Raw genomic sequence first — 23,103 nt, 5'->3', positions numbered from 1 at the left:
CCACTATCCGAGATGCGCTATGATGGCCGAGAGGAAGGAAAAACTTTAGGTAAAATGAACAGCTGGCTCATTATCGGGGTATTGGCCCTCTATATCGTCTTACTCTTTATCTGCGCGTTTTTTGGTGAGAAACACGCCAGCCGCCTGAGCACGCGTGGGCGCATGCTATTGTTTAGTTTAACTTTAGGGGTCTACTGTTCATCATGGACCTTTTATGGCGCCACAGGTGCAGCAGTTCGTGAAGGCATTATCTTTCTACCGATCTACCTTGGCCCACTACTCTTCGTCGCACTGGGCTATGATATTTGGCGTCGTTTAGGCCGCGTCCGTCAGCACCATGCCATTTCATCAATTGCCGATTTTGTCGCTGCACGCTATGGCAAAAGTGGGCCTCTAGCCTCAATGGTGACTATCCTCGCCGTCATTGCCATTATTCCTTACCTTGCCCTTCAGCTGCGGGCCATTGCCCTCAGTGCCGCGGTAATTTTAGAACCAACAGCAGGCAGCATCGCCTCAACTACTAACGGTGTGCTATTCCTCACTGGTATTTTGGCGATTTTAGCCATGATTTTTGGGACAAGGCAGATTGCCAATACCGAACAACATGGTGGTCTGATGTTGGCGGTAGCCTTCGAGTCTTTTGTTAAACTGTTTGCTTTGCTGTGTGTCGCGCTCTTTTTCGTGTTTGCTGCACCTGAAAACATTCATCAAATCTCTAAGGATGTCGCAGAAACTTTCCATCAAGTACAACTGATTGGTGTGCCCGATACATTTTGGATTCAAACCTTGTTGGCTGGACTAGCGATCATTTGCTTACCGCGTCAGTTCCACGTCGCTGTGGTCGAATTGCGTGATGAAAAACATATTCGTGGGGCACGGCGCTGGTTCGCAGTCTATTTGGTTTTGACCATCATTGCCATTATTCCGATTGCCAGTTGGGCACTGCACGCAACGCCAGGTTACTTAGCGATCCCCGATGTAGCTGTTTTGTCTTTACCCCTAAGTTATGGCCAAGACTGGCTAACCTTATTAGCCTTTTTAGGCGGCTTTTCAGCCTCTACTGGTATGCTGTTGGTGTCTTCAGTGGCCCTATCAATCATGCTCAGTAATGACTTGATCATGCCTGCATTATGGCGTACCAATTTACTGTCCCGCCACGATAAACGCTTACCTTTGGTGCTTAAATTTACCCGTCGGGTCTGTATTTTAGCCGTCATGTTATTGGGCTTTTTGTTCTTCCATTTCTTTAATGACATTGACCAACTTTCAGTCTTTGGCTTGTTGGCCTTTAGTGCGGTAGCCCAGTTCTCGCCTGCCCTCATAGGTGGTTTGTACTGGCGTGGCGGCAGTAAACAAGGTGTCTATGCTGGTTTATTGGCCGGATTTGGTATGTGGGCCTATACCCTGTTGTTACCGACTGTACTGCGTAGTTTACCTGCTGAATATTCACACTTTACCGAAAGTTTTCTTAATGTCGGGCCCATGGGCATCAACTGGTTACGTCCTGAAGCCCTGCTCGGTTTTGAATCCTTTGCCGCACTCACTCATGGGGTAGTATGGGCACTCGGACTAAATATTATTTTATACATTTGGATTTCTCGAATTTTCCGCCCCAGTGTGGCCGAACAAATTCAAGCAGAAAGCTTTTTTTATTATGAAACCAAACCACTACCAACGCAGAGCACCTCTACAGATATCAACTACATTCATCATGATGTTGCACGCTTAAAAGTCGGTGATTTAATCACCTTAGCCAAACGGATTACAGGGGATGGCGCAACTATGCGCGCTTTCCAACAGTTCTGTGCACAGAACAATGTAGTGCTGAATGAAAACAGCAATGCCAACGGCATGTGGTGGCGTTTTACCGAACAATATTTGGCAGGCACTATTGGTGCTGCGTCGGCACGTACCCTGCTCACCACAGCAATGGTCAACAATGGCCTCGCTTTGGGGCAAGTAGCAAACATTTTAGACCAAGCCTCACAGTGGCAACGGTTTAATCAAAACCTGATCATGACCATGATTGACCACATGACCCAAGGGGTGAGTGTGGTCGATGAAAATATGTGTTTGGTGGCATGGAATAACCAATATTTAAAACTGTTTGATTATCCAAAAGACATTGTCTATGTCGGTTGTCCAATTTCCGATTTGATTCGGTATAACGCAGAGCGTGGCGAGTGTGGCCCAGGTTCGGTCGAAGAACATGTACGGAAACGGATGCACTGGATGCAAGTCGGTAGCGCGCACGAGTTTGAACGGATTCGTAAAGATGGTCGTGTGATTCAGATGCGCGGTAACCCAATTGAAGGTGGTGGATTCGTCACCACCTTTGCTGACATTACCGCTTTCCGTGAAAATGAAGCCATGCTAGAGGCACGTGTCCAAGACCGAACTCAACAGTTGGCAGATGCATTGACAGAACAACAACTGGCGCGTGAACAAGCCGACAAAGCCAATATGTCGAAAAGCCGCTTTATTGCCGCGGCCAGTCATGACTTATTGCAACCAATGCATGCCGCGCGTCTGTTCAGTACCGCTTTAGAACAAAGTGTACAAAATGAAGAAGACCGTAAAACGCTACAACAGCTTGATCGTGCCTTACACGGTGCTGAAAGTATGTTATCTGCCCTACTGGATATTGCCCGTCTTGAAGGTGGCACCATTCAACCCAACCGTCAGGCTTATCCACTGCATGATTTACTCAGCGACCTTGAATTGCAGTTTAAATCCATTGCTGCACAGCGTGGTATTCGTTTTAGCGTACATGATGCTCAGTTCTGGATTGATACTGACCCACAATGGATTCGCCGTATCATTCAAAACTTTGTGAGTAATGCCCTACGCTATACCGCCAAAGGCAAAGTGGTGGTGGGTGTACTTCGCTCCACGGACAAACCACGCCATATTCGAATTGGCGTATGGGATACTGGACCTGGGATTGCAGAAGAACAACGGATTAAACTATTCCAAGAGTTTGAGCGCTGTGGCCATACCTCACCGTGGGGTGAGCAAGGGCTTGGCTTGGGTTTGGCCATCGTACAACGGATGACCAGCCTGCTCGACTACCCAGTACATGTCTATTCAGAGTATGGGAAAGGTTCATGCTTTATGATTGAAGTCCCGATTATAGACCCACCAAAAGTCGTAGCAGCGCCTGTACAAGCGGTTCCACTCAAAACCAAAGCCTATAAGATTTTGTGCTTAGACAATGACGAAACCATTTTAGAAGGGATGTCGACTTTACTGACAAAATGGGGCTATCAAGTGTTTAAGGCAACTGAACCTGAACAGGCTTTTGAGATGATTCAACAAGAAAACATTCAGGTCTGGTTGGTCGATCAACACTTAAATCATGACAAAATTGGTTTGGACTTTATTTTGGCCAATCGCCAAGAAAATGTACCTGTCGCTTTGATTACCGCAGACTCAGATCCTGAACTGCCACAACGGGTCAAAGATATGAATATCGTGCTTTTGAAAAAACCATTAAAACCCGCTTCTTTACGTGCATGGTTATCGGGTTTAAAAATTTCAAATCCTGAATAAATTCACTACATTCGCTCACAAAACCCAAGCCACCTGACTTGGGTTTTGTCTTTTTTAGGCTCTGTATATACGGCAAACTGACTAAAGTTTTAAGGGTTTCGACCAAAGTGCTCATTTACAGCGCGTTAAAGCCTAACAATCTTGGCTAAAAATTACACATCTATTTTTGCTATGGCAAAATACACCACTTACATTAGTGAACACTTGTATACTTGGTTACAATTTTTCAAACATTTGTTTTATATAAACTAAATGCACATGAAAATACAAACTACGACTTTAGTCGTATTCATCTCCATAGGGGATTGGCAGATAACTAGGACTAAGAAAAGATCAGTTTTGCCTTAATGTGTGTCTTCAGATCAAGAAACTGATCATCCATATCTCATATTGGAGTTTTACGATGAACATTTCTAAAGCAATGCCACATGGCTCAGATCAGTCACAACAATTTTTGCGTCAGTATAGTGCCAATGCCTTTTTACCCAGTATCGACTGGGCTCAACTCTTTAAACAAAGTAAACTCAGCGAGACACATGTTCAAGCCCTAGATACGCTGTATCACACCGCCATTCCCCTTGCATTACAAGTATTTGAACAACTCGACTTTGATGTGTTTCGACCAGCTGCCTACCAACCACAAGGTTTAGGGCTTTTTGAAAAACTTCAGCAACAAGAACACCCGTTCTTGCTGGCATTGGAAACCGAAGCTAGCGGACTGAGTGAAGATGTACGCCATCAAATTTGGAGCATGCTCCTTCGCGGCGGTGCAGTTTTGGTGTTTAAAGCATGGCTCGGTAAAGTCAAAACCGATCAGGATCAACTCGACACCACCCAGTTTGACCAACTGTCGGATCTGCTCTTTATTAAAACACCACCACAAATCTTGGCGGATCGTTTAAGTATTGATGCCCAAGGGGCACAAGATCATATTTTCCTCATGTACGATAACGAAATCTATTTAGACCGTTTCAATAGCTTGGAAACGGCAGCTTTATTTGTCGATCTTGGGGTATATGATGCGGCCTTTTTAAGTCTACGTGATGACCGCGTTGCCGCTTATTTGAAACAATTGGGCTATGTCTCTGAAGAGCAAATTGATGATCTGCAATGTGCTTTAAATCCTTTATTTTGTACCGATGTCACGAGTAAACAAAACTGCTTGGCTTAAACTTAAGACCGAAAAAAAGCGCTGACCATTCAGCGCTTTTTTTATTCAATAGATCTGGTTACATGCGTTTTTCTTCAATATTTAAAGCATTGATCGCGAGTACCGCTTGAGTTCGGTTTTGCACCCCGAGCTTACGGAAAATCGCGGTCACGTGTGCTTTAATTGTTGCTTCTGAAACATCAAGTTCATATGCAATCTGCTTGTTCAGCAAACCTTCTGCTACCATCATCAATACACGGAACTGTTGCGGCGTTAAGGATTGAATCCGCTCAGCCAGTGCAGTTTCATCGGCGGCACGTGGGTCAAAGTTCATGTTGGCAGGTAAATTTGGTGGCAACCAAATTTCACCATCTAAGACTTCACGAATTGCTTCGCCAATATGACTTGGATGTGCCGACTTTGGAATATAGCCCATTGCACCATGCGCAATTGAACGCTGAATGATCGACGTCTCTTCATGTGCTGAAACGACAATAATCGGTAAAGATGGATACTGGGCACGAACGTGTACCAATGCAGAAAAACCCGAAGCACCTGGTAAGTTTAAGTCCAATAGCACCAAATCAGGTTCAGGACCTTTTTCAAGGCGTTCATAAAACTCGTTTACTGCGGCTGTTTCATGAATTTGAGCTTGCGGTAAGCTATAACGAACAGCTTGGATTAACGCATGGCGAAACAGCGGATGGTCATCAACGATTAATATATTCATAAGCAACGAGAGATTTCGAGTGCACTAGTCTTAGCTATTCTAACCATACAAGTGCCGATAAGGATATGCAAAGTCTAACTTTTTTTCACTTTATCACGCTTTCAGCAGGAAAATAGCCTCAATTCCAAGTCGATCTTGAAATATAAATAACTAATCACATTTTGATATAAAATTTATCAGCACATCGGAAAAGGTTATGTCTTTTAAATATATAATTAAAATACAATAATTTAGTATAAATTTAGACAGCCTTTTTCAAGTTCAACAAATATATCTTAAAATCAGATAACTTAACGCTATTTCTTTATTTTACAGACCAAATGTAGATATTAGATAAATAAGTCCATTCCGAGATACAACATTTTAGGGCTGTCCTTATGTCTACTTTACTGCAAAAACCGCTCAATATTGTCGCTGTGTCAGGCGGTTTAAATACCCCGTCTAAAACTGAGGCGCTAGTACAAGAAATATTGAATGAACTGGGGGAAGCAACCCCAATCAATGTACATTTTATTAAATTCAGCGAAATTGGACATCTACTCGGTGGTGCGATCTATCGCAACCAACTGCCACAACGTGTGCAAGATGACTTAGCTGCGGTTGAAGCTGCCGATGCGTTGATTGTTGGAACGCCAGTTTACCGTGCCTCATTTACTGGTTTATTCAAGCACTTTTTCGACTTTGTTGAGCAAACGGCGCTGGTCGATGTACCAGTACTGCTTGCAGCCTCAGGTGGCAGTGAACGCCATGCACTGGTACTGGAACACCAACTTCGCCCACTCTTCAGTTTCTTCCAAGCGCAAACTTTACCCATTGGCGTCTATGCCACAGACAAAGACTTTACCCCAGCGTATACCATCCACAGTGAATTATTACGAGATCGCATTACTCTTGCGGTAGCTCGTGCTTTACCCATCCTAGAATGGGCACCTGCCAAAGGTCAGCGTGCAGAAGTGGTGAAAGAAAAAACCCAACTTGCCAATCAGAACTTGGGCATCAACACACAAATCGAACAAGACGATGTACTGCCTTCAGCTGCGGTCCCAAATTTAGATGCAGCCGAGTCTCGTTTGCATCAGAAAAAAGCCAAATCACAGGTCGCTTGACGCAAAAAGCATGGAGAGGGTTTTCACATGTCACAACAGAATAAAAATATTACGTTTGCTTATTGGGTTCCCAATGTCAGCGGTGGCTTAGTGGTAAGTAATATTGAGCAGCGCACAGATTGGAGTTATGACTATAACGTCCGTTTAGCGCAGGCTGCGGAAAAAAATGGCTTTGACTATGCTCTAACGCAAATTCGTTTTACGGCAGGTTATAATGCAGAAAACCAACATGAGTCAGTCAGCTTTAGTCACGGTATCTTAGCCAAAACCAGCAAACTCAAAGTCATTGCCGCTATTTTACCTGGCCCGTGGAAACCCGTGCTTGCCGCAAAACAGCTTGCAACCATCGACCATTTAACTCAAGGACGTATTGCGATTAATGTGGTCAGTGGTTGGTTCCGCGGCGAATTTGATGCCATTGGTGAAGCATGGCCTGAACATGACCAACGCTATGCCCGCTCGGAAGAATTTATTCGTGCATTAAAAGGTGTTTGGACCCAAGACAACTATAGTTTCAATGGAAAATACTACCAGTTCAAAGACTACACCTTATCACCCAAACCCGTGCAGAAGCCACACATTGAAATTTTCCAAGGCGGCAGTTCTCGTGCTGCACGGGATATGGCATCGCGGGTTTCAGACTGGTATTTCACCAATGGCAATAGCCCGGATGAGCTTAAAAAGCAGATTGATGATATTCGTGCAAAAGCCCAACAGAATGGCCATCAGGTCAAAATTGGGGTGAATGCTTTTATCATTGCCCGAGATACCGAGGAAGAAGCGAAAAGTGTTCTGCAAGAAATTATTGATAAAGCGAATATTCAAGCGGTTCATGCCTTTGGCGATGCCACCCGTGAAGCGGGTGCAGCAACACTTGAAGGTGAAGGCAACTGGGCCAAATCGACCTTTGAAGATTTAGTTCAATACAATGATGGCTTTAAAACCAATTTGATTGGTACACCACGCCAAATTGCGGAACGTATTGTGGAATTAAAAGCCGTCGGTGTAGATTTAATCCTTTCAGGTTTTTTACATTTTATCGAAGAGGTTGAATACTTCGGTGCCAAAGTGTTGCCATTGGTTCGTGAGTTGGAAGCTCAACAGCAATCCGTTGAGACTGCCCAATCTGCTTAGCTCGGTAAGCAGCAGACACGAACTAAAAAATAATAATGATAGGTGACTCTATTCTTCCCTCAAGGCTCGGCTTGAGGGTTTTTTTATTGGTGTATAATCCGCACAAAGTAAAAAATAACCCCTTGATATGAACAACAACCCACTCTTGAAATTCATCAATCTCTCTTTGGCCTTTTTATGGGGCTATCAGGGTTTAGTCCCTAAAATTCTCTTTATGAATCCCGATGAAATTGCCATTTGGCAAACTTTTGGGTTTTCCTACGCACAGGCCCAACTGGCAGGTCAGCTCTCAGGTATGCTTGAGTGTGTTTTTGCTTTATTGCTTCTGTTTAGCTCCAGTAAATATCTGCATTACCTCAGTATCTTCAGCTTAGTATTTCTCTTCGCATTGGTCACTTTTCTGATCCCAGACAGTCTTGTTCGTGCTTTTAATCCTGTTGTCATGAACCTTGCCATGATCAGTCTATCCATTTGTTATTGTATGCTTCGCAATCAGGAAACGGCTTGCTTTAGTACACAAAATAAAGGTTCAATATGACTTCAAAATCAGGTTGCATCGTCATTACAGGCAGTTCTAAAGGTATCGGCTTGGGTTTAGTTCAAGCCTTCTTAGAACAACAACAAGCCGTGGTAATATCTGGTCGAAATAGCACAGATTTGCACAGTGCCCTGCAACAGTTGCGATATCGCTTTCCCACTGCGCAGATTCATGCCGTCACGTGTGATGTCACGCAGATCCATGAAGTACAAACGCTTTGGGATGAAGCCATTCAACAATTTGGCGCTGTTCAGATTTGGATTAATAATGCAGGCAGTTGTACAGCGACTCTGGACTTTAAAGATCTCGCAGCAGCAGACATACAGACGGTGGTTCAAACCAATATTTTAGGCAGTATGTTCGGCTCACAAGTGGCCTTAAACGGCATGCTGGCACAAGGCTATGGTCAAATTTTCAATATGGAAGGTTGGGGTACTCGCGGCGAGTGGAGTGCGGGTATGACTGCCTATGCCACCACTAAACGTGCCGTAGGGTACTTTAGTCAAGCTCTGTTTAAAGAAACTAAACAGACCAATATTCAAGTCGGTACGCTCAGTCCCGGAATGGTGGCAACTGATCTACTGATATCCTCTTGGCAAAATGGCAATGTGCAGCATTGGAACAAAATGAAACGGCTATTCTTTTTTATTATTGATCCGCCTGAAGTGGTCTGTCGCTATTTGGCCCAACGGATTTTAGAGAATAAGCGTCGCCATAGTCGCATCGTATGGATGACGCCATTACGTCTGTTGCTCCGATTCTTACGACCCTATTATTGGCGTCGAAATCCAATCAAAGATACAGCTTTAGCACATCTCAACTCAAAATAATGCCACATCAAGTTGTAGATCATTTACATTAAACATCCCTCGAATTAGGAAGACTTCTGATGTACACAGGTATCGTACAAGGCTTAGAAAAAATTTTAGATGTCCGTCAAGGTGATGGCTTTAGCACCCTAGTGGTTTCAAATACCCACAACTTTTTTCACGATGTCTTCATCGGTGCAAGTGTAGCCATTAACGGCACCTGCTTAACCGCGACGCATATTGATCTTACCGCCAATCAAGTCCATTTTGATGTCTCGGATTTGACTCAACGTCTGACCACTTTAGGGACTTTACAGGCAGGAGATGAGGTCAATATCGAACGTTCAGCCAAAGTCGGAATGGAAAATGGAGGACACAACTTGTATGGACATATCGAAGGAACGGCTGCGGTAAAGCAGCTGAGCCGTCATGGCGAGACCTTGCATGTGGATCTCCATATTCCAGAAGGCAATATCAAATACTTTTTCTTAAAAGGTTTTATTGGTCTGAATGGTTGTAGCCTTACCGTCAACCGTGTTGATCGTAACAGCCATGAAATTTCAGTTGATTTGATTCCTGAAACCTTACGTTTAACCACGTGGGCATCGGTAAAAGTGGGGGATGCGGTCAATTATGAAATTGATCAAATGACACGGACGATGGTCGATACTTTAGAGAATATCCATCAGCGTTAAGCTGTATTTATTTTTGAAATTATGGCTGAATACAAGCGCCTGACTCAGGCGTTTTTGCATACTTCAAAAAAATAATCTTAATTAAAGTTATATTTATCAATAATATATAAATATTTATTAAATATTATCGTCACTCGACTTGCCGATGCACGAGCCCTTTTAATTCTCCTCAGTGTAAGTTTCTAAGGCCTAAACTCAATATTTCACATCGATAATAGCTGCCAAAAACTACGACTAAAGTCGTATAAAATTTCCTCGTCGTAATCATTGCTCAAAATTTACATGTTGCATGCAACATGCTACCATCAATTTTAGATCCAGTTGAGATAGTCATTGGTACTGTAATCTGACCAGTTTTCACGTTTTTCTGATTCTTGGTTTATCAGTAGCGTTGCGGTATTTATTATGTGAGCTTTCATCAAGTCAGCAGCTTGTTGAGCATCTCCACTCACAAATGCATGATGTAACTTTAAATGGTCATCAAAGGTCTGCATACAATTTCGAGAATGCGGAATAGTTGCAGAACCTGCGATTAACACTTGGTTACGTGTATTACTAATAATATCAATCGCTTTCTGATTACCCACAATTTGTAACAACGCTAAATGATAATCCCGGTCAGCTTTTAGAGTCCCTGTAATGTCATTTGAGGCCGCCTTCACTTTGAACTCCTCAAAAATAGCATTCAAATGTTCAATATCTTGCTCTGTTCTGACCTTAGTTGCACGGTAGACCAGAGGAACCTCCAGCATCAATCGGATTTGAAAGGATTCAATCATTGTGGTGAATGTTGTCGGAATAATACGTATCCCTTTATTTTTCTCAATTTTCACAATACCAATCTTTTCAAGCATTTGTGCTGCTTCACGTACAGGTGTGCGTGAAATGCCGCCAAGCATCTGACCCAATTCGGTTGCTGAGTACAAGACATTGAACTGTAAGTGATTATTGATAATTGCATCCTGCAAAATTTCAAAAGCTTCTTCAGTTAATGTTTTTGGTTTTTGGATCAGTTTCATGAGGTTTTACAAAGGGAATCAATATGCTGAATAAACATTATGCCATCATCGGGGGGGGAATCAATGGATTGGCTGTTGCCCGCCAACTTCTATTGGACTATCCGTATGCCCGTGTCACGGTATTTGAAAAAGAAACTGATGTTGCCATGCATCAATCTAGCCATAATTCAGGCGTGGTACATGCTGGGCTATATTATGAACCGGGGGGCTTAAAAGCCCGTTTATGCCGTCGTGGCGCGACATTAGTTCAACAATACTGCACAGAAAACCAAATTCCCTATGATGAATGTGGCAAGGTCGTAGTTGCGCTCACTCCAGATGAAGAAGGTCGTCTCGACGCAATCTACAAAAAATCGATGGCCAACCAAGTTCCTGATGTCCGTATTCTACAAGCGGGTGAAATTCAAGACATCGAACCGAACTGTATTGGTACCAAAGCCCTCTATTCCCCACGTACCGCAATTGTCAGCTATGGTGCAATTGCCAAAAAAATTGCAGAAGAAATTAAACAAAAAAATGGCACATTGGTATTAGGTCGAAAAGTCATTAATTTGACAGAAAAAAATAATAAAGTCAGCGTGCATTTTGACGATCATGAGGTCTATCCAACCCAATTTGACTACGTCGTGACCTGCGCCGGTTTACAGTCTGACCGACTTGCGAGCAATTCAGGTGATATTGCCACACCAAAAATTGTCCCATTTTTTGGTCAATACTATGTGATTGATGAACAATTCAAAAATCATGTCAAGGGTCTGATTTATCCTGTACCCGATCCTAAATATCCATTTTTAGGGGTGCATTTCACCAAACGCATTGATGGTCAGATGACGATTGGGCCAAATGCATTTATTTCTTTTGGTCGTGAAAACTATACGGGTAATAAATTTAACCTTACTGATATTTACGACTTCCTCACTTACAAAGGATTTTGGAAATTCTCCTCTAAAAATATGCCCGCAGCGGTACGAGAGCTGAGAACGGTCCTCAGCCAAACCAATTTTGTCGCAGAAGCAGCCAAATACGTGCCTTCTCTGGCAAATGTCTCTGTTGAACCTGCAACACGTGGCATTCGAGCTCAAGCTATGGAAGCTGATGGCTCATTGGTCGATGACTTCGTCATTCGCAAACAAGGCAATATCACCCATATTCGTAATGCCCCGTCTCCGGGTGCGACCTCCTCTTTAGCGATTGCCGAATATATTGTGCGCGAAGTCATGTCTCACCACTAATAAAAACTGACTCTCATAAAGGAATATCAAATGAGCAATACTCATGAAACAGAATTAGAAAAAAAGAAGCGACTTAAAAAAGTAGCAACCGCAACGATTGTCGGTTCCATGTTAGAGTGGTATGACTTCTATCTGTATGCCACCATGGCCTCAATTGTCTTCGCTAAAGTATTTTTTGACACTTCAGACCCAGGTAGTGCCAGTCTAAAAGCCTTTGCAACTTTTGCGATTGGCTTTATCGCACGTCCTCTTGGGGGGCTATTCTTTGGTTATTTTGGCGACAAATATGGCCGAAAAAAGATGCTTTTTGTTACCTTCTTATTGATGGGGCTATGCACTACGGCTATTGGACTCATTCCAACTTATGAATCTATCGGCATCTGGGCAGCAGTACTATTGGTAACATTCCGTATTATTCAAGGGTTGGGCGCTGGGGCTGAATTTGCAGGGGCTGCGATTACCTCGTATGAACATGCTTCTGAAGATAAACGCGGCAGTCAAGGGGCATGGCCTGCTTTGGGGCTAAACTTAGGTCTCCTACTCTCTTCACTTACGGTCTTTTTATTAACCTTAAATGGTGATGAGTTCTTAATTAATGGTGGCTGGCGTATTCCATTTATTCTCAGTTTTGTACTGGTGATTGTTGGTTTATGGGTACGTAAGAGTTTGCCTGAAACACCTGATTATGCTGAAGCACACGTCGAAAAATCGACTGAAAATCCTTTTAAACAGATCCTAAAAACCAATATGAAAGGTTTAAGTGTGGTCTTTCTGATTGCAATTGGCTATAACGCCTTGAGTTATATCTTTAAAACCTTCTCTTTGGCTTATTTAACTCAATTCCAAGGTGTAACGGCACATGTCACTTCATTATCCGTGACCATTGCAAGCTTAGTTGCGATTTTTACTGTCCCATTTTTTGGTTGGTTATGTGACAAATGGAACAGCAGAAATGTTCTGATCTTAGGTGGTTTTCTCTCGATCCTGTTCGCCTATCCATTTATGAAATTACTGGAAACTGGTGACAATACTTCAATCTACATCGCTTTAGCGATTGGGACAGGTATTCTTGCCCCAATGATGTTCGCACCACAGGGATCTTTTCTCAGTCGTCAGTTTGCCGTGGAAAACCGTTCTACTGGCGTGAGTACCGGTCGCGAAATTGGAACAGCAATTGCAGGGGGCTTAGCACCTTTAGGTGCCTTGTCATTAGTCGCAGCTTCACCAACCCATTCAACGACAGGCGTGATTCTGATTTTGGCTTTAGCAGGTTTATTTGTGGTCTTAACTGCTCTTTGCGATCAAGGCTATAAATTCTCAAAACATAAAAACTAAATATTCGAACAGCTCTTCGTTCACAAAGACAAAGCCCATGTCTAAAATTTAAGACATGGGCTTTTAACGTCAGCGAGCATTTATCCGTTTGGATACACCTCTTTAATCAGCACTTCGACCACTTGTGGTTCAGCCAGCGTCGATGTATCGCCCAAACTATCTAACTCGTTCGCCGCAATTTTTCTTAAAATACGGCGCATGATTTTGCCTGAACGTGTCTTCGGTAAAGACGGTGCCCAATGTAAGGCATCTGGGGTCGCCACAGGACCAAGTACTTTTCGCACCCACTGAATCAGCTCTGCACGGAGTTCTTCCGTTTGCGGTGTGCCTGCTTGTAAAGTGACAAAGGAACAAATCCCCTGTCCTTTGATGTCATGTGGCATTCCCACTACGGCAGCCTCAGCCACCGCTTCATGTGCCACCAAAGCACTTTCCACTTCGGCCGTACCCAAACGGTGTCCTGACACATTCAGCACATCATCCACCCGTCCCGTGATCCAGTAATAACCATCTTTATCACGGCGAGCGCCATCACCCGTGAAATACGTTCCTGGATAGGTTGCAAAATACGCTTCGATAAACCGCTCAGGATCCCCCCAAATGGTGCGCATTTGTCCCGGCCATGAGTCCTTAATCACCAGATTGCCTTCAGCCGCTCCTTCTAACTCGTTACCTTCAGCATCGACCAAAGCGGGTTGAATTCCAAATAGAGGACGCGTTGCAGACCCGGGTTTAAGTGGAGTCGCACCTGGAAGTGGAGAAATTAAAATCCCGCCTGTTTCGGTTTGCCACCAAGTGTCCACCACTGGGCAACGGCTTTCTCCCACCACCGTGTAATACCAATTCCATGCTTCAGGGTTGATCGGCTCTCCAACAGAACCAATTAAACGCAAACTGCTACGATCACTCTCACGGACAAAGGCATCTCCTTCACGCATCATGGCACGGATCGCTGTCGGGGCCGTGTATAAAATCGTCACATTGTGTTTGTCAACAATATGCCCTGTACGTGCCCAACTTGGATACTGTGGAATCCCCTCAAACATCACGGTCGTTGTCCCATTCGATAAGGGTCCATACAGCACATAAGAGTGTCCCGTAATCCAGCCCACATCGGCGGTACACCAAAACACATCATCTTGTTTTAAGTCGAATACTTCACGGAAGGTGCTATTCACATAGGTTAAATAACCCCCTGTGGTATGCAGTACGCCTTTCGGTTTACCCGTTGAACCTGATGTATATAAAATAAACAGTGGATCTTCTGCATTCATCGGTTCAGGTGGACAGATCTCGTTGACGGTCATGATTTCCATGTGATACCACAAATCACGTCCTTCTTTCAGCGTGATCGGATTACCTGTTCGGTGCACCACAATCACGTTTTGTACCGAGTCTGTCCCAGGTAAATTTAATGCCGCGTCTACATTTTCTTTCAACGGAATGGGTTTACCCCCGCGCATTCCAGAGTCTGCGGTAATCACAATTTTGGCTTGGCTGTCATCAATTCGGCTCGCCAATGAGTCAGGTGAAAAGCCACCAAACACCACACAATGTACTGCACCGATTCGGGCACAAGCCAACATTGAAATGGCTGCTTCTGAAATCATCGGCATATACAACACCACACGATCACCCTTCACCACACCATGCTTTTTCAGGACATTGGCAAAACGACACACTTCGTCATACAGCTCAGCAAAGGAAATAATTTTATGACGCGACGGATGATCACCCTCCCAAATAATGGCGGGTTTATACGGATGCTCTTTCAAATGACGATCAAGACAGTTAGCACTTAGGTTCAACTGACCATCGGCAAACCATTCAATTTTAAAATTATCTTTGTCATAACTGGTGTTTTTAACTTGACTAAACGGCTTGATCCAATCCAGCTTCAAAGCTTGTTCAGCCCAATATTCGTCAGGGTGTTCTATCGATTTTTGATATCGTTCAAAATATTCTTGTTCATTGGTGCGCGCAGTTTTTTCAAATTCAGCAGGTACAGGATAGACTTCTTTCATATCATACTTCCTTATATTCTGACTCTCATCGCGAGAGTTCATGCCACAGTTATTGGTTTTTTATTAGACTGCATAACCACAGTATGACGATTGTTTTTTAGACAGATCAACACGGCTTTGGTCGTATATTATTTCTACAATTTAAAACACATTTTATAGTGATCATTCAAGGAGATCCTGTGTTTAATCCGTAACATAAACAAAGTCTGCCTCAGTAAAGCAGCTCGATCTACGCTTTTTCAAGCATATTATTATACTTCAGTCGGTGCTCTTTCACGTATAAGGAGCATGACCCAACACCTTCAATCAAAAACTAAAGCGTTTAAAAACATAATATTGGTTTTTATCCGCTTATCAATCATTCAGAAGGCGATAATTTCATACGCTTTTCTCTATTAAATGCACACATTTTTCAGGCAAAATATACCAAATTTTCAGCGATTGGAGCACCAGTGTCAGAACAAACCAATACCTTGAGTGAGGTTGCTCAAGGTACGTCAGAGATGCTACATGACGCGACAGCGAAAACCACGCAAAGTGTAATTGCACATACGGCAAAATATAATGACGCCTATTCCACCATCGACAAATTTGTCGATAGTTTTTGGGAGCGTATGCCTTATTTTTGTATTGCGCTGATTACCTTCGTCATTTTTTATTTGCTCTCCAAACTGTTTAAGCTTTTTGTTCGTAAAGCACTGTCTGATCGTTCTTATACCAAGCAAAACCTTGTTCTAGTCCTGAATCGTGTCGGCAGTTCAGCCATCGTCTTTATTGGCTTCCTGATTGCCATGGTGATTGCAATTCCAGGTTTCACACCCGGTCAGTTGATGAGTGCTTTGGGGATTGGCTCGGTTGCCATTGGTTTTGCATTTAAAGATATCTTCCAAAACCTTCTTTCAGGGATCCTGATTTTACTGGGTGAACCGTTTAAGATTGGCGATGACATTATTGTCTCGGGTATGGAAGGCAACGTTGAAGATATTCAAATTCGTGCCACTTACTTACGTGCGCCAGATGGTCGTCGTATCGTGATTCCGAATGCAACCGTGTATACCAGTGCGGTTACTGTCAACACCGCCTATCCACGTCGTCGCTGCGAGTTCTTGGTCGGTATTGGTTATGAAGATGACATCAAAAAAGCCAAAGATATTATTTTAGGCATTTTAGACCGAGATACGACCATTTTAAGTCAACCCGGCTTTAGCGTGAACGTCGCTGCACTTGCAGACTTTTCAGTGAACCTCAAAGTCCAATGGTGGGTCAACACCACAGAAACTACGGTATCTGGCTCGATCAGTTCGGTACAAGAATATGTGGTTCAGGCCTTTGCTGAGCAAGGGATTTCTATTCCTTACCCAGTCCAAGAAGTTCGCGTCGCAAAAAATGACAGCTACCCGACAGAAGCCTCAACCGCTAAATAAGCGTCCTAAAACATAAGGGATCACGGTTTCAGTCCGAATAATACGGTTGCCTAAGCTCATCACTTGGCAGCCGTTTTTTACAAGTAGGTCAACTTCGTAAGGGATAAATCCACCTTCCGGTCCGATCACAACCGTACAGGGATGCTGAATCGCAAAAGGCATTTTGGCATCGCTATAAGGATGTGCCACATAAGCAGGACAATCGGCTGAAATCAGACTTGGCAATTGATCTTCAACAAAAGGCTTAAAGCGTTTATAAATTTCAATTTTGGGTGCAACCGTATCCCCTGCCTGCTCTAGCCCCAAAGTCACATATTGGTCCAACTGTTGTAAAAACGGGGTTTGCCAATAACTTTTATCGACCCGATAGCTGTGTAGCAAAATGATTTTTTCAACCCCTAAAGTCACCGCATCCATCATCAAACGACGCAGAACTTTAGGACGTGGCATCGCGACAATTAAAGTCACTGGTAGTTTGGCTGGTACAGGTTCTTCATATAAAGGTTTTATACGTACAACTGTTTCGGAAACCTCAACCACTTGCGTAAGATGACGCTTTCCGTTTTGTATCCCGACTTTTAAAGTATCACCGACTTTAAGCTCTAAATGACGATGCAAATGTTCAAGCTGACGCTTAGCGCTAATGGACCAGAGTTCAGATTCGGTTTGTCGCGGGTCTAAGAGAACGATATTCATAATTTAAGCAAGCCACTTTAAACTTTGAGAACCCGTGATATTTAACAGCTCGCTCATTCATAGCCGCAAATCACAATATAAATTTAAAGCCATTGTGTAGGCATCACCCAACTTTTGAAAGAGCAAAAGTTGGCAAAACTCTTTGTTAGGCTGATGGTACATCCCTATACCACAGCCTAACGGTGGCATCCCTGCCACCTCACCGTTCCTATTTATTATGAATAGCCTATAAATAACCATCAATCACTTGAATATGCTTGGCTAAAGAACCCGTATTTAACTGCATAATCTTTTGTGCAGATTGATTCAGTGTATTCGCTTGCTCAATATCCTCTAACAGTGTCATCAACACTGCGGCAGCCTGTTCAGCATCATCAACAACTTTCACCGCATCCGCTTGTACAAACTCATCAACAATACTTTGGAAATTAAAATAGTTTTTGCCCAAAACTGTTGGTACATTTAACGCAATCGGCTCTAAAATATTATGTCCACCACCTGGTTCATTCAGCGAGCCACCGACAAAACAGGTATTCGATAAGGCATACCATAACCACATCTCTCCCATTGAATCGGCTAAATAGACTTGAGTTTTTGCTTCTATTCTTTGTCCCGTACTTCTCCGCGTGGTGTTTAAATTTAAACTTTGCGTGACATTAAAGACCTCATCAAAACGCTCTGGATGACGCGGTACCACAATACACAACAGTTCAGGCTGTGCATCCAAATATGGCTTAAACGCACTTAACAATTTTTGTTCTTCAGGTGCATGAGTACTGGCCATAGTAATGATCTTACGTCCAGCCAATGACCATTCTTGCCTGAGCTGAGCCGCCTGTTTAACAAATGATTCAGGCGCATGAATATCAAACTTAATACTCCCCACCACCTGCGTCTTTGACTGAACTGCGCCAAGCTGAATAAAGCGCTCCGCAGTTGCCCGATCTTGTGCCAAAAGCTGATCTAGCCCATGTAACATGGGCTGAGTCAGGCTAGACACTTTGGCATAGCCTTTGGCCGATTTTTCAGAAAGACGGGCATTAATCAAGATACATGGCACTTGACTCTGCCCCGCTTGGGCAATTAAATTTGGCCACAGTTCCGTCTCCACCAAAGCCAAGAGTTTAGGCTGATACAATGCAAAGAATTGACGAACTAAGGGCTTTTGATCTGCAGGTAAATATACTGCTTGGAACAGGTCTAAATAAGGTGCTTTTAAAAAGAGTGATTTGGCCCGTGCCTGCCCTGTTTTGGTGGTATTGGTCACCAAGACTGGATGACCCGCTTTTAAGTAATGTTCGATGAGAGGCTGCGCTGCATTGGTTTCCCCCACAGATACCACATGGAACCAAATCGCTTGGCGATTTTTAACAGGTTGAAATGGCCCAAAACGTTCGAGACATTCTTGTTGAAACTGTTCTGTAGTCTCTGCACGTTTTTTTATTTTAGACTTATACAGCGGTTTGATCAGCGCAAGTGCTGCGTTATACCAAAAAGGAGTAGCCAAATACGTGCTCCAAAAATCAATGCAAAAATAAAACAGCGCAACTCATGCCATGAAATGAATTGCGCTGTTATCTTGTCGCGAATTTAACGGAAAAGCAATTTAAACCGCAGCAGTTTCCATTTCAGCTAAAGTCGGATAGTCCACATAGCCTGCCGCGACATCAGTTCCAATCATATTTTCCAGTTTCAGTTCATTCAGTGGTGCATCTTGTAGTAGACGCTCATATAGGTCTGGATTGGCAATATAGTCTTTACCCCAAGACACTGCATCAGCCTGACCCGATGCCAACAGATCAACCGCATCTTCACGGCTTAAACGCATATTAGCAATCAATGGTACACCACCTGAACGTTGTTTAAGGTAGGTACTGATACTGTCATCAGCCAAATATTCACGGGTAAAGAAGAACGCAATCTGACGTTGACCCAGTTGCTCCAGTGCATAACCAAAGGTTTCACGTGGATCATCATCGCCCATGTCATGCTCATCACCGCGTGGAGCTAGATGCACCCCAACACGACCTGCACCCCAGACTTCAATCAATGCATCCACCACTTGAAGCAACAAACGCGCACGATTTTCTACGCTGCCACCATATTGATCTTTACGTAGATTGGTTGAGCTTTGTAAAAACTGATCAATCAAATAACCATTGGCCGCATGCAGTTCCACTCCATCAAAGCCCGCCGCTTTAGCATAAACCGCTGCTTGCTTGTACTGCTCAACAATGCTTTGAATTTCAGCAATCTCTAATGCACGAGGAACCACATATTCACGTTTTGGACGTAATAAACTGACATATCCCTTTTGTTGTACGCTACTTGCAGAAACTGGGGTTTCGCCATCCAATAAATCAGGGTGAGATACACGACCAACATGCCATAACTGCGCCACAATTAAGCCCGCTTGGTCGTGTACCGCTTGAGTCACCTGTTTCCAGCCTTCAACTTGCGCTTCATTAAATAGCCCCGGTGTATTCAAATAGCCATTGGCTTCTTCAGAAATCACGGTCGCTTCAGAAATGATCAAACCTGCACTTGCACGCTGTGCATAATACTCTGCCATCATGGCTGTTGGCACACGGTCTGCCGTTGCACGACTACGCGTTAATGGAGCCATAATGACGCGGTTTTTTAAGTGTAAATCACCCAAAGTTAAAGGAGTATTCAGTTCAGCCATAGTCGCCTCGATCGCCACTTTTTTCAATTAAAGTGAACGTTGCAAATGTTCGATATATTGCTGAATCAACGCTTCATTGCGCGAAAAATAAGACCATTGTCCATATTTCTCGACTTGAATTAAACCGGCCTGCTGTAACACAGACAAATGGTTCGACATCGTCGATTGCGATACTTTTCCCAACCGTTCGATATGACCTGCACATACGCCCCGTCTAAAGTCACCACATTCGTCACTCGATAAAAATTGTTCCGGTTTTTTTAACCATTCCAAGATTTGGCGACGCGTCGGATTAGCCAAGGCTTTAAAAATTAAATCTATATCCATACTCAAGACACGTTTAATGGGCAGCAAAGCGTTGTCAGCTTGTTTCACTTAATATATCGCATTTTTTCGATTTTAATATCGATTATCTTAGATATATTGTAAAATAACTGATAACACTTTGCTTTCATTCATCATTTAAATTACAAACCCTGTTTTAAGCTTGCTTCAATAAACTTATCAAGGTCACCATCTAGTACTGCACCTGTGTTGGAGTTTTCAACACCTGTACGTAAGTCTTTAATACGCGAGTCATCCAAAACATAAGAACGAATCTGACTGCCCCAACCAATATCCGACTTCGAGTCTTCAAGTGCTTGAGCTGCTTCGTTGCGCTTGCTCATTTCCAACTCATACAACTTCGCACGTAACTGTTTCCAAGCATGGTCACGGTTGGCATGTTGTGAACGTTGGTTCTGACATGCCACCACAATCCCTGTTGGCGCGTGGGTTAAACGGACTGCAGAGTCTGTTTTGTTAATGTGCTGACCACCTGCACCAGAAGCGCGGTAGGTATCGGTACGCACGTCAGATGGGTTGATATCAATTTCAATGTTGTCATCGACTTCTGGCGAGACAAACACCGCAGAGAATGACGTATGACGGCGGTTACCCGAGTCAAATGGCGATTTACGCACTAAGCGATGCACACCCGATTCGGTACGCAACCAACCATAGGCATATTCACCTTCAACACGAATCGTTGCAGACTTAATCCCAGCCACGTCGCCGTCTGACTCTTCCATCAATTCAGCTTTAAAGCCATGACGTTCAATCCAACGCATATACATACGCAGTAGCATTGACGCCCAATCTTGCGCTTCTGTCCCACCTGAACCCGCTTGAATTTCCACATAACATGGATTTGGGTCCATTGGGTTACTGAACATACGACGGAATTCAAGCTTCGCCAACTCTTCTTCAGCAGCAGTCAATTCAGCCTGTACATCAACCAACAGACTTTCGTCATCTACTTCGACTGCCAAATCAAGCATTGCTTGCGCATCTTCAAGCTGTGTCGCCAAACCATCTAATACATTTAAGACGTTTTCAAGTTCGCCTTTTTCTTTCGCCATGGCTTGTGCACGGCTTTGATCATTCCAAATCGCTGGGTCTTCTAATTCACGGAGAACCTCTTCTAAACGCTCTTTTTTCAGATCGTAGTCAAAGATACCCCCGTAGTGTGAGACCACGGTCGTTTAAGTCTTTTAATTGGTTTAGATACGGATTAATTTCCACGTGAATTACTCTCAATCAATATAAAGCGAAAAATAGCCGCTGATTATATCACAGTCGACGGCGGGGATTATTCATCTCAAATTCGACAAAATCACATCCTTCTTTCTAGAGCTTAAAATTGTTTAGTCTCCGAAAAAGCATTCGCTTGATCCAAAATCAAGCTGTATATAAATGCGAACCACCCCACAAAATACATACCTGAGAAGTTTTCCCAACAGACGAATGGACTAAACATTTTGAGTTGAAATTGGTTAAAATAGCGTCAAAAATTATGAAATCCACAGAATCTACACAATTTTAATAAAACAAAACATTATTAAAATGTAATTTACTATCAATTACTTAGATTTAAAAAATTACATTATGTAACCTTGGATACAGAGCATTAACTTTCCTTCAGTTGACGCTTTTTTATTTTGCCCTAAACTGAAGTTGTAACAAAAAATTAATGAAATACGGGTCCACTTACGAGGGGTACATACCATGAAAAAATTAGCAATTGCTTCAGCATTACTTTCCGCTCTAGCGATCACAGGGACTGCACATGCATACCAAGCAGAAGTGGGTGCTTCAGCTGGCCTAATTGATCCAGACAACGGTAGTTCAAGCGGCTCTTTTGGTGTAGATGGCACATACTATTTCAACCCAGTTCAAACCCGTAACGCGCCTTTAGCAGAAGCGGCATTCTTAGACCGTGCCAGCAATGTAAATGCTCACTACGCTTATAACGAAGTCGGTGATGACGAAGTGAATAACTACGGTGCTGGTGTTGAATTCTTCGTACCTAACTCAGATTTCTACTTAAGCGGTAACATTGGCCGCCAAGATATTGAACACCGTTATGGTCGTGACCTAGATACCACACTTTACAGCGCAGAAGTCGGTTACTTACCTGCACCAGGTTTCTTGGTGGCTGCTGGTCTAAAAGGCTATGACAACGACTATGATGATGGCGTAGACCCAACTGTACGCGCAAAATATGTCACTCAACTCAGCAATGGTAAAGACATCAATTTAGAAGCTGGTGCTTCTTTTGGTGACCTAGATGAGTACAACCTTGCTGCAGACTACTTCATTGATAAAAGCTTCAGTGTTGGTGCAGACTACTACAGCAATGACTTGAGCGATGTCAACGAATTCGGTGTGAATGCACGTAAATTCTTTACACCACAAGTTAGCCTTGAAGGTCGTGTAGGCTTTGGTGAAGTCGGCAACAATGACTACAACAAATTTGGTGTCGCAGCGAAATACCGCTTCTAAGACCAGTCAATAAAACCTTACATACAAAAAGCCCATTTTCGAATGGGCTTTTTTCATTTCTATAAAGCATTGTTATAAATAAAGATTGACTCCCTGCTACTTTTTCGTACACTTCGTTACAACTGTCATAGAACAGTCATATTTTTATAA

At 43.3% G+C, this 23,103-nt stretch carries 19 protein-coding genes; 11 read left to right on the top strand and 8 right to left on the bottom strand.

The genetic code is table 11. From position 1 onward, the window contains the following. Positions 1–54 precede the first annotated feature (54 nt). Positions 55–3,552 carry a PAS domain-containing hybrid sensor histidine kinase/response regulator gene (locus tag CDG62_RS03705; protein ID WP_087526735.1) on the top strand — a complete coding sequence of 1,166 codons (3,498 nt, stop codon included), beginning with the start codon at positions 55–57 and terminating at the stop codon, positions 3,550–3,552. Positions 3,553–3,955: 403 nt separating this feature from the next. Beyond that, a complete protein-coding gene (locus CDG62_RS03700; RefSeq protein WP_087526707.1) occupies positions 3,956–4,723 on the top strand; it encodes a hypothetical protein in 768 nt (255 codons plus the stop codon). 58 nt (positions 4,724–4,781) lie between these two features. On the opposite strand, the gene CDG62_RS03695 is transcribed toward CDG62_RS03700, so the two are convergent. After that, positions 4,782–5,432 (bottom strand): response regulator, encoded by a 651-nt coding sequence (locus CDG62_RS03695; RefSeq protein ID WP_004691689.1) that lies wholly within the window; start codon positions 5,430–5,432, stop codon positions 4,782–4,784. 377 nt (positions 5,433–5,809) lie between these two features. On the opposite strand from CDG62_RS03695, the gene msuE reads away from it, so the two are divergent. The 5 genes from msuE to CDG62_RS03670 all read left to right on the top strand — a co-directional run bounded on the left by msuE (position 5,810) and on the right by CDG62_RS03670 (position 9,714). Next, the gene (gene msuE / locus CDG62_RS03690; protein WP_087526706.1) at positions 5,810–6,538 is read left to right on the top strand and encodes an FMN reductase; all 729 of its coding nucleotides are present in this window, start codon (positions 5,810–5,812) and stop codon (positions 6,536–6,538) included. A 27-nt stretch (positions 6,539–6,565) separates the two neighbouring features. Further along, complete coding sequence (sfnG, locus tag CDG62_RS03685; RefSeq protein WP_087526705.1) at positions 6,566–7,672, top strand: dimethylsulfone monooxygenase SfnG; 1,107 nt, start codon at positions 6,566–6,568, stop codon at positions 7,670–7,672. A gap of 127 nt (positions 7,673–7,799) precedes the next feature. Beyond that, positions 7,800–8,210: a DoxX-like family protein gene (locus CDG62_RS03680; protein ID WP_087526704.1), complete on the top strand. Its 411-nt coding sequence runs from the start codon at positions 7,800–7,802 to the stop codon at positions 8,208–8,210. Further along, the gene (locus CDG62_RS03675) at positions 8,207–9,040 is read left to right on the top strand and encodes an SDR family NAD(P)-dependent oxidoreductase (RefSeq protein ID WP_087526703.1); all 834 of its coding nucleotides are present in this window, start codon (positions 8,207–8,209) and stop codon (positions 9,038–9,040) included. Before CDG62_RS03680 ends, CDG62_RS03675 begins: the two co-directional genes overlap by 4 nt. A 59-nt stretch (positions 9,041–9,099) precedes the next feature. Beyond that, complete coding sequence (locus CDG62_RS03670) at positions 9,100–9,714, top strand: riboflavin synthase subunit alpha (RefSeq protein ID WP_087526702.1); 615 nt, start codon at positions 9,100–9,102, stop codon at positions 9,712–9,714. Positions 9,715–10,025: 311 nt separating this feature from the next. Here CDG62_RS03670 and CDG62_RS03665 read toward each other — a convergent pair whose 3' ends face one another. Continuing rightward, positions 10,026–10,733, bottom strand: coding sequence for a GntR family transcriptional regulator (locus tag CDG62_RS03665; RefSeq protein ID WP_087526701.1), 708 nt, complete (start codon positions 10,731–10,733; stop codon positions 10,026–10,028). 23 nt (positions 10,734–10,756) lie between these two features. Between CDG62_RS03665 and lhgO the strand changes: the two genes are divergently transcribed. Together lhgO and CDG62_RS03655 are read left to right on the top strand one after the other, a co-directional pair. After that, a complete protein-coding gene (gene lhgO / locus CDG62_RS03660) occupies positions 10,757–11,965 on the top strand; it encodes an L-2-hydroxyglutarate oxidase (protein ID WP_087526700.1) in 1,209 nt (402 codons plus the stop codon). Between the two features lie 30 nt (positions 11,966–11,995). After that, positions 11,996–13,300: an MFS transporter gene (locus CDG62_RS03655; RefSeq protein WP_087526699.1), complete on the top strand. Its 1,305-nt coding sequence runs from the start codon at positions 11,996–11,998 to the stop codon at positions 13,298–13,300. 80 nt (positions 13,301–13,380) lie between these two features. Here CDG62_RS03655 and acs read toward each other — a convergent pair whose 3' ends face one another. Then, positions 13,381–15,324, bottom strand: a complete 1,944-nt coding sequence (gene acs, locus CDG62_RS03650; protein ID WP_087526698.1) for an acetate--CoA ligase — start codon at positions 15,322–15,324, stop codon at positions 13,381–13,383. A gap of 452 nt (positions 15,325–15,776) precedes the next feature. On the opposite strand from acs, the gene CDG62_RS03645 reads away from it, so the two are divergent. Continuing rightward, positions 15,777–16,748, top strand: coding sequence for a mechanosensitive ion channel family protein (locus tag CDG62_RS03645; RefSeq protein WP_087526697.1), 972 nt, complete (start codon positions 15,777–15,779; stop codon positions 16,746–16,748). On the opposite strand, the gene CDG62_RS03640 is transcribed toward CDG62_RS03645, so the two are convergent. From CDG62_RS03640 to prfB, 5 genes are all read right to left on the bottom strand, one after another. Further along, positions 16,734–17,444, bottom strand: coding sequence for a 16S rRNA (uracil(1498)-N(3))-methyltransferase (locus tag CDG62_RS03640; RefSeq protein WP_087526696.1), 711 nt, complete (start codon positions 17,442–17,444; stop codon positions 16,734–16,736). The two genes, CDG62_RS03645 and CDG62_RS03640, sit on opposite strands and share 15 nt — an antisense overlap. A gap of 226 nt (positions 17,445–17,670) precedes the next feature. Then, positions 17,671–18,951, bottom strand: a complete 1,281-nt coding sequence (locus CDG62_RS03635) for a 3-deoxy-D-manno-octulosonic acid transferase (protein WP_087526695.1) — start codon at positions 18,949–18,951, stop codon at positions 17,671–17,673. A gap of 99 nt (positions 18,952–19,050) precedes the next feature. Further along, the gene (locus CDG62_RS03630; protein ID WP_087526694.1) at positions 19,051–20,130 is read right to left on the bottom strand and encodes an alkene reductase; all 1,080 of its coding nucleotides are present in this window, start codon (positions 20,128–20,130) and stop codon (positions 19,051–19,053) included. Between the two features lie 27 nt (positions 20,131–20,157). Beyond that, positions 20,158–20,457 carry an ArsR/SmtB family transcription factor gene (locus CDG62_RS03625; protein WP_062031993.1) on the bottom strand — a complete coding sequence of 100 codons (300 nt, stop codon included), beginning with the start codon at positions 20,455–20,457 and terminating at the stop codon, positions 20,158–20,160. Positions 20,458–20,597: 140 nt separating this feature from the next. Then, positions 20,598–21,693, bottom strand: a protein-coding gene (gene prfB, locus CDG62_RS03620) for a peptide chain release factor 2 (RefSeq protein ID WP_119496088.1) whose coding sequence is annotated in 2 segments (ribosomal slippage) — positions 20,598–21,620 and positions 21,622–21,693 — 1,095 coding nt in all. Because the reading frame shifts where the segments join, the coding sequence is not laid out codon by codon here. Positions 21,694–22,176: 483 nt separating this feature from the next. Between prfB and CDG62_RS03615 the strand changes: the two genes are divergently transcribed. Then, on the top strand, positions 22,177–22,953 hold the full coding sequence (locus tag CDG62_RS03615; RefSeq protein ID WP_087526692.1) for a putative porin: 777 nt from the start codon (positions 22,177–22,179) through the stop codon (positions 22,951–22,953). Positions 22,954–23,103: the final 150 nt, after the last annotated feature.

The organism is Acinetobacter sp. WCHA55, from assembly GCF_002165305.2.
Classification (GTDB): domain Bacteria; phylum Pseudomonadota; class Gammaproteobacteria; order Pseudomonadales; family Moraxellaceae; genus Acinetobacter.
This window is presented reverse-complemented; position numbering and strand designations above follow the sequence as displayed.

Bases quoted from the DNA above. Each gene is read 5' to 3' on its own strand.
- CDG62_RS03705 (WP_087526735.1), top strand. From the start codon at position 55: ATGAACAGCTGGCTCATTATCGGGGTATTGGCCCTCTATATCGTCTTA.
- CDG62_RS03700 (WP_087526707.1), top strand. From the start codon at position 3,956: ATGAACATTTCTAAAGCAATGCCACATGGCTCAGATCAGTCACAACAA.
- CDG62_RS03695 (WP_004691689.1), bottom strand. From the start codon at position 5,432: ATGAATATATTAATCGTTGATGACCATCCGCTGTTTCGCCATGCGTTA.
- msuE (WP_087526706.1), top strand. From the start codon at position 5,810: ATGTCTACTTTACTGCAAAAACCGCTCAATATTGTCGCTGTGTCAGGC.
- sfnG (WP_087526705.1), top strand. From the start codon at position 6,566: ATGTCACAACAGAATAAAAATATTACGTTTGCTTATTGGGTTCCCAAT.
- CDG62_RS03680 (WP_087526704.1), top strand. From the start codon at position 7,800: ATGAACAACAACCCACTCTTGAAATTCATCAATCTCTCTTTGGCCTTT.
- CDG62_RS03675 (WP_087526703.1), top strand. From the start codon at position 8,207: ATGACTTCAAAATCAGGTTGCATCGTCATTACAGGCAGTTCTAAAGGT.
- CDG62_RS03670 (WP_087526702.1), top strand. From the start codon at position 9,100: ATGTACACAGGTATCGTACAAGGCTTAGAAAAAATTTTAGATGTCCGT.
- CDG62_RS03665 (WP_087526701.1), bottom strand. From the start codon at position 10,733: ATGAAACTGATCCAAAAACCAAAAACATTAACTGAAGAAGCTTTTGAA.
- lhgO (WP_087526700.1), top strand. From the start codon at position 10,757: ATGCTGAATAAACATTATGCCATCATCGGGGGGGGAATCAATGGATTG.
- CDG62_RS03655 (WP_087526699.1), top strand. From the start codon at position 11,996: ATGAGCAATACTCATGAAACAGAATTAGAAAAAAAGAAGCGACTTAAA.
- acs (WP_087526698.1), bottom strand. From the start codon at position 15,324: ATGAAAGAAGTCTATCCTGTACCTGCTGAATTTGAAAAAACTGCGCGC.
- CDG62_RS03640 (WP_087526696.1), bottom strand. From the start codon at position 17,444: ATGAATATCGTTCTCTTAGACCCGCGACAAACCGAATCTGAACTCTGG.
- CDG62_RS03630 (WP_087526694.1), bottom strand. From the start codon at position 20,130: ATGGCTGAACTGAATACTCCTTTAACTTTGGGTGATTTACACTTAAAA.
- CDG62_RS03625 (WP_062031993.1), bottom strand. From the start codon at position 20,457: ATGGATATAGATTTAATTTTTAAAGCCTTGGCTAATCCGACGCGTCGC.
- CDG62_RS03615 (WP_087526692.1), top strand. From the start codon at position 22,177: ATGAAAAAATTAGCAATTGCTTCAGCATTACTTTCCGCTCTAGCGATC.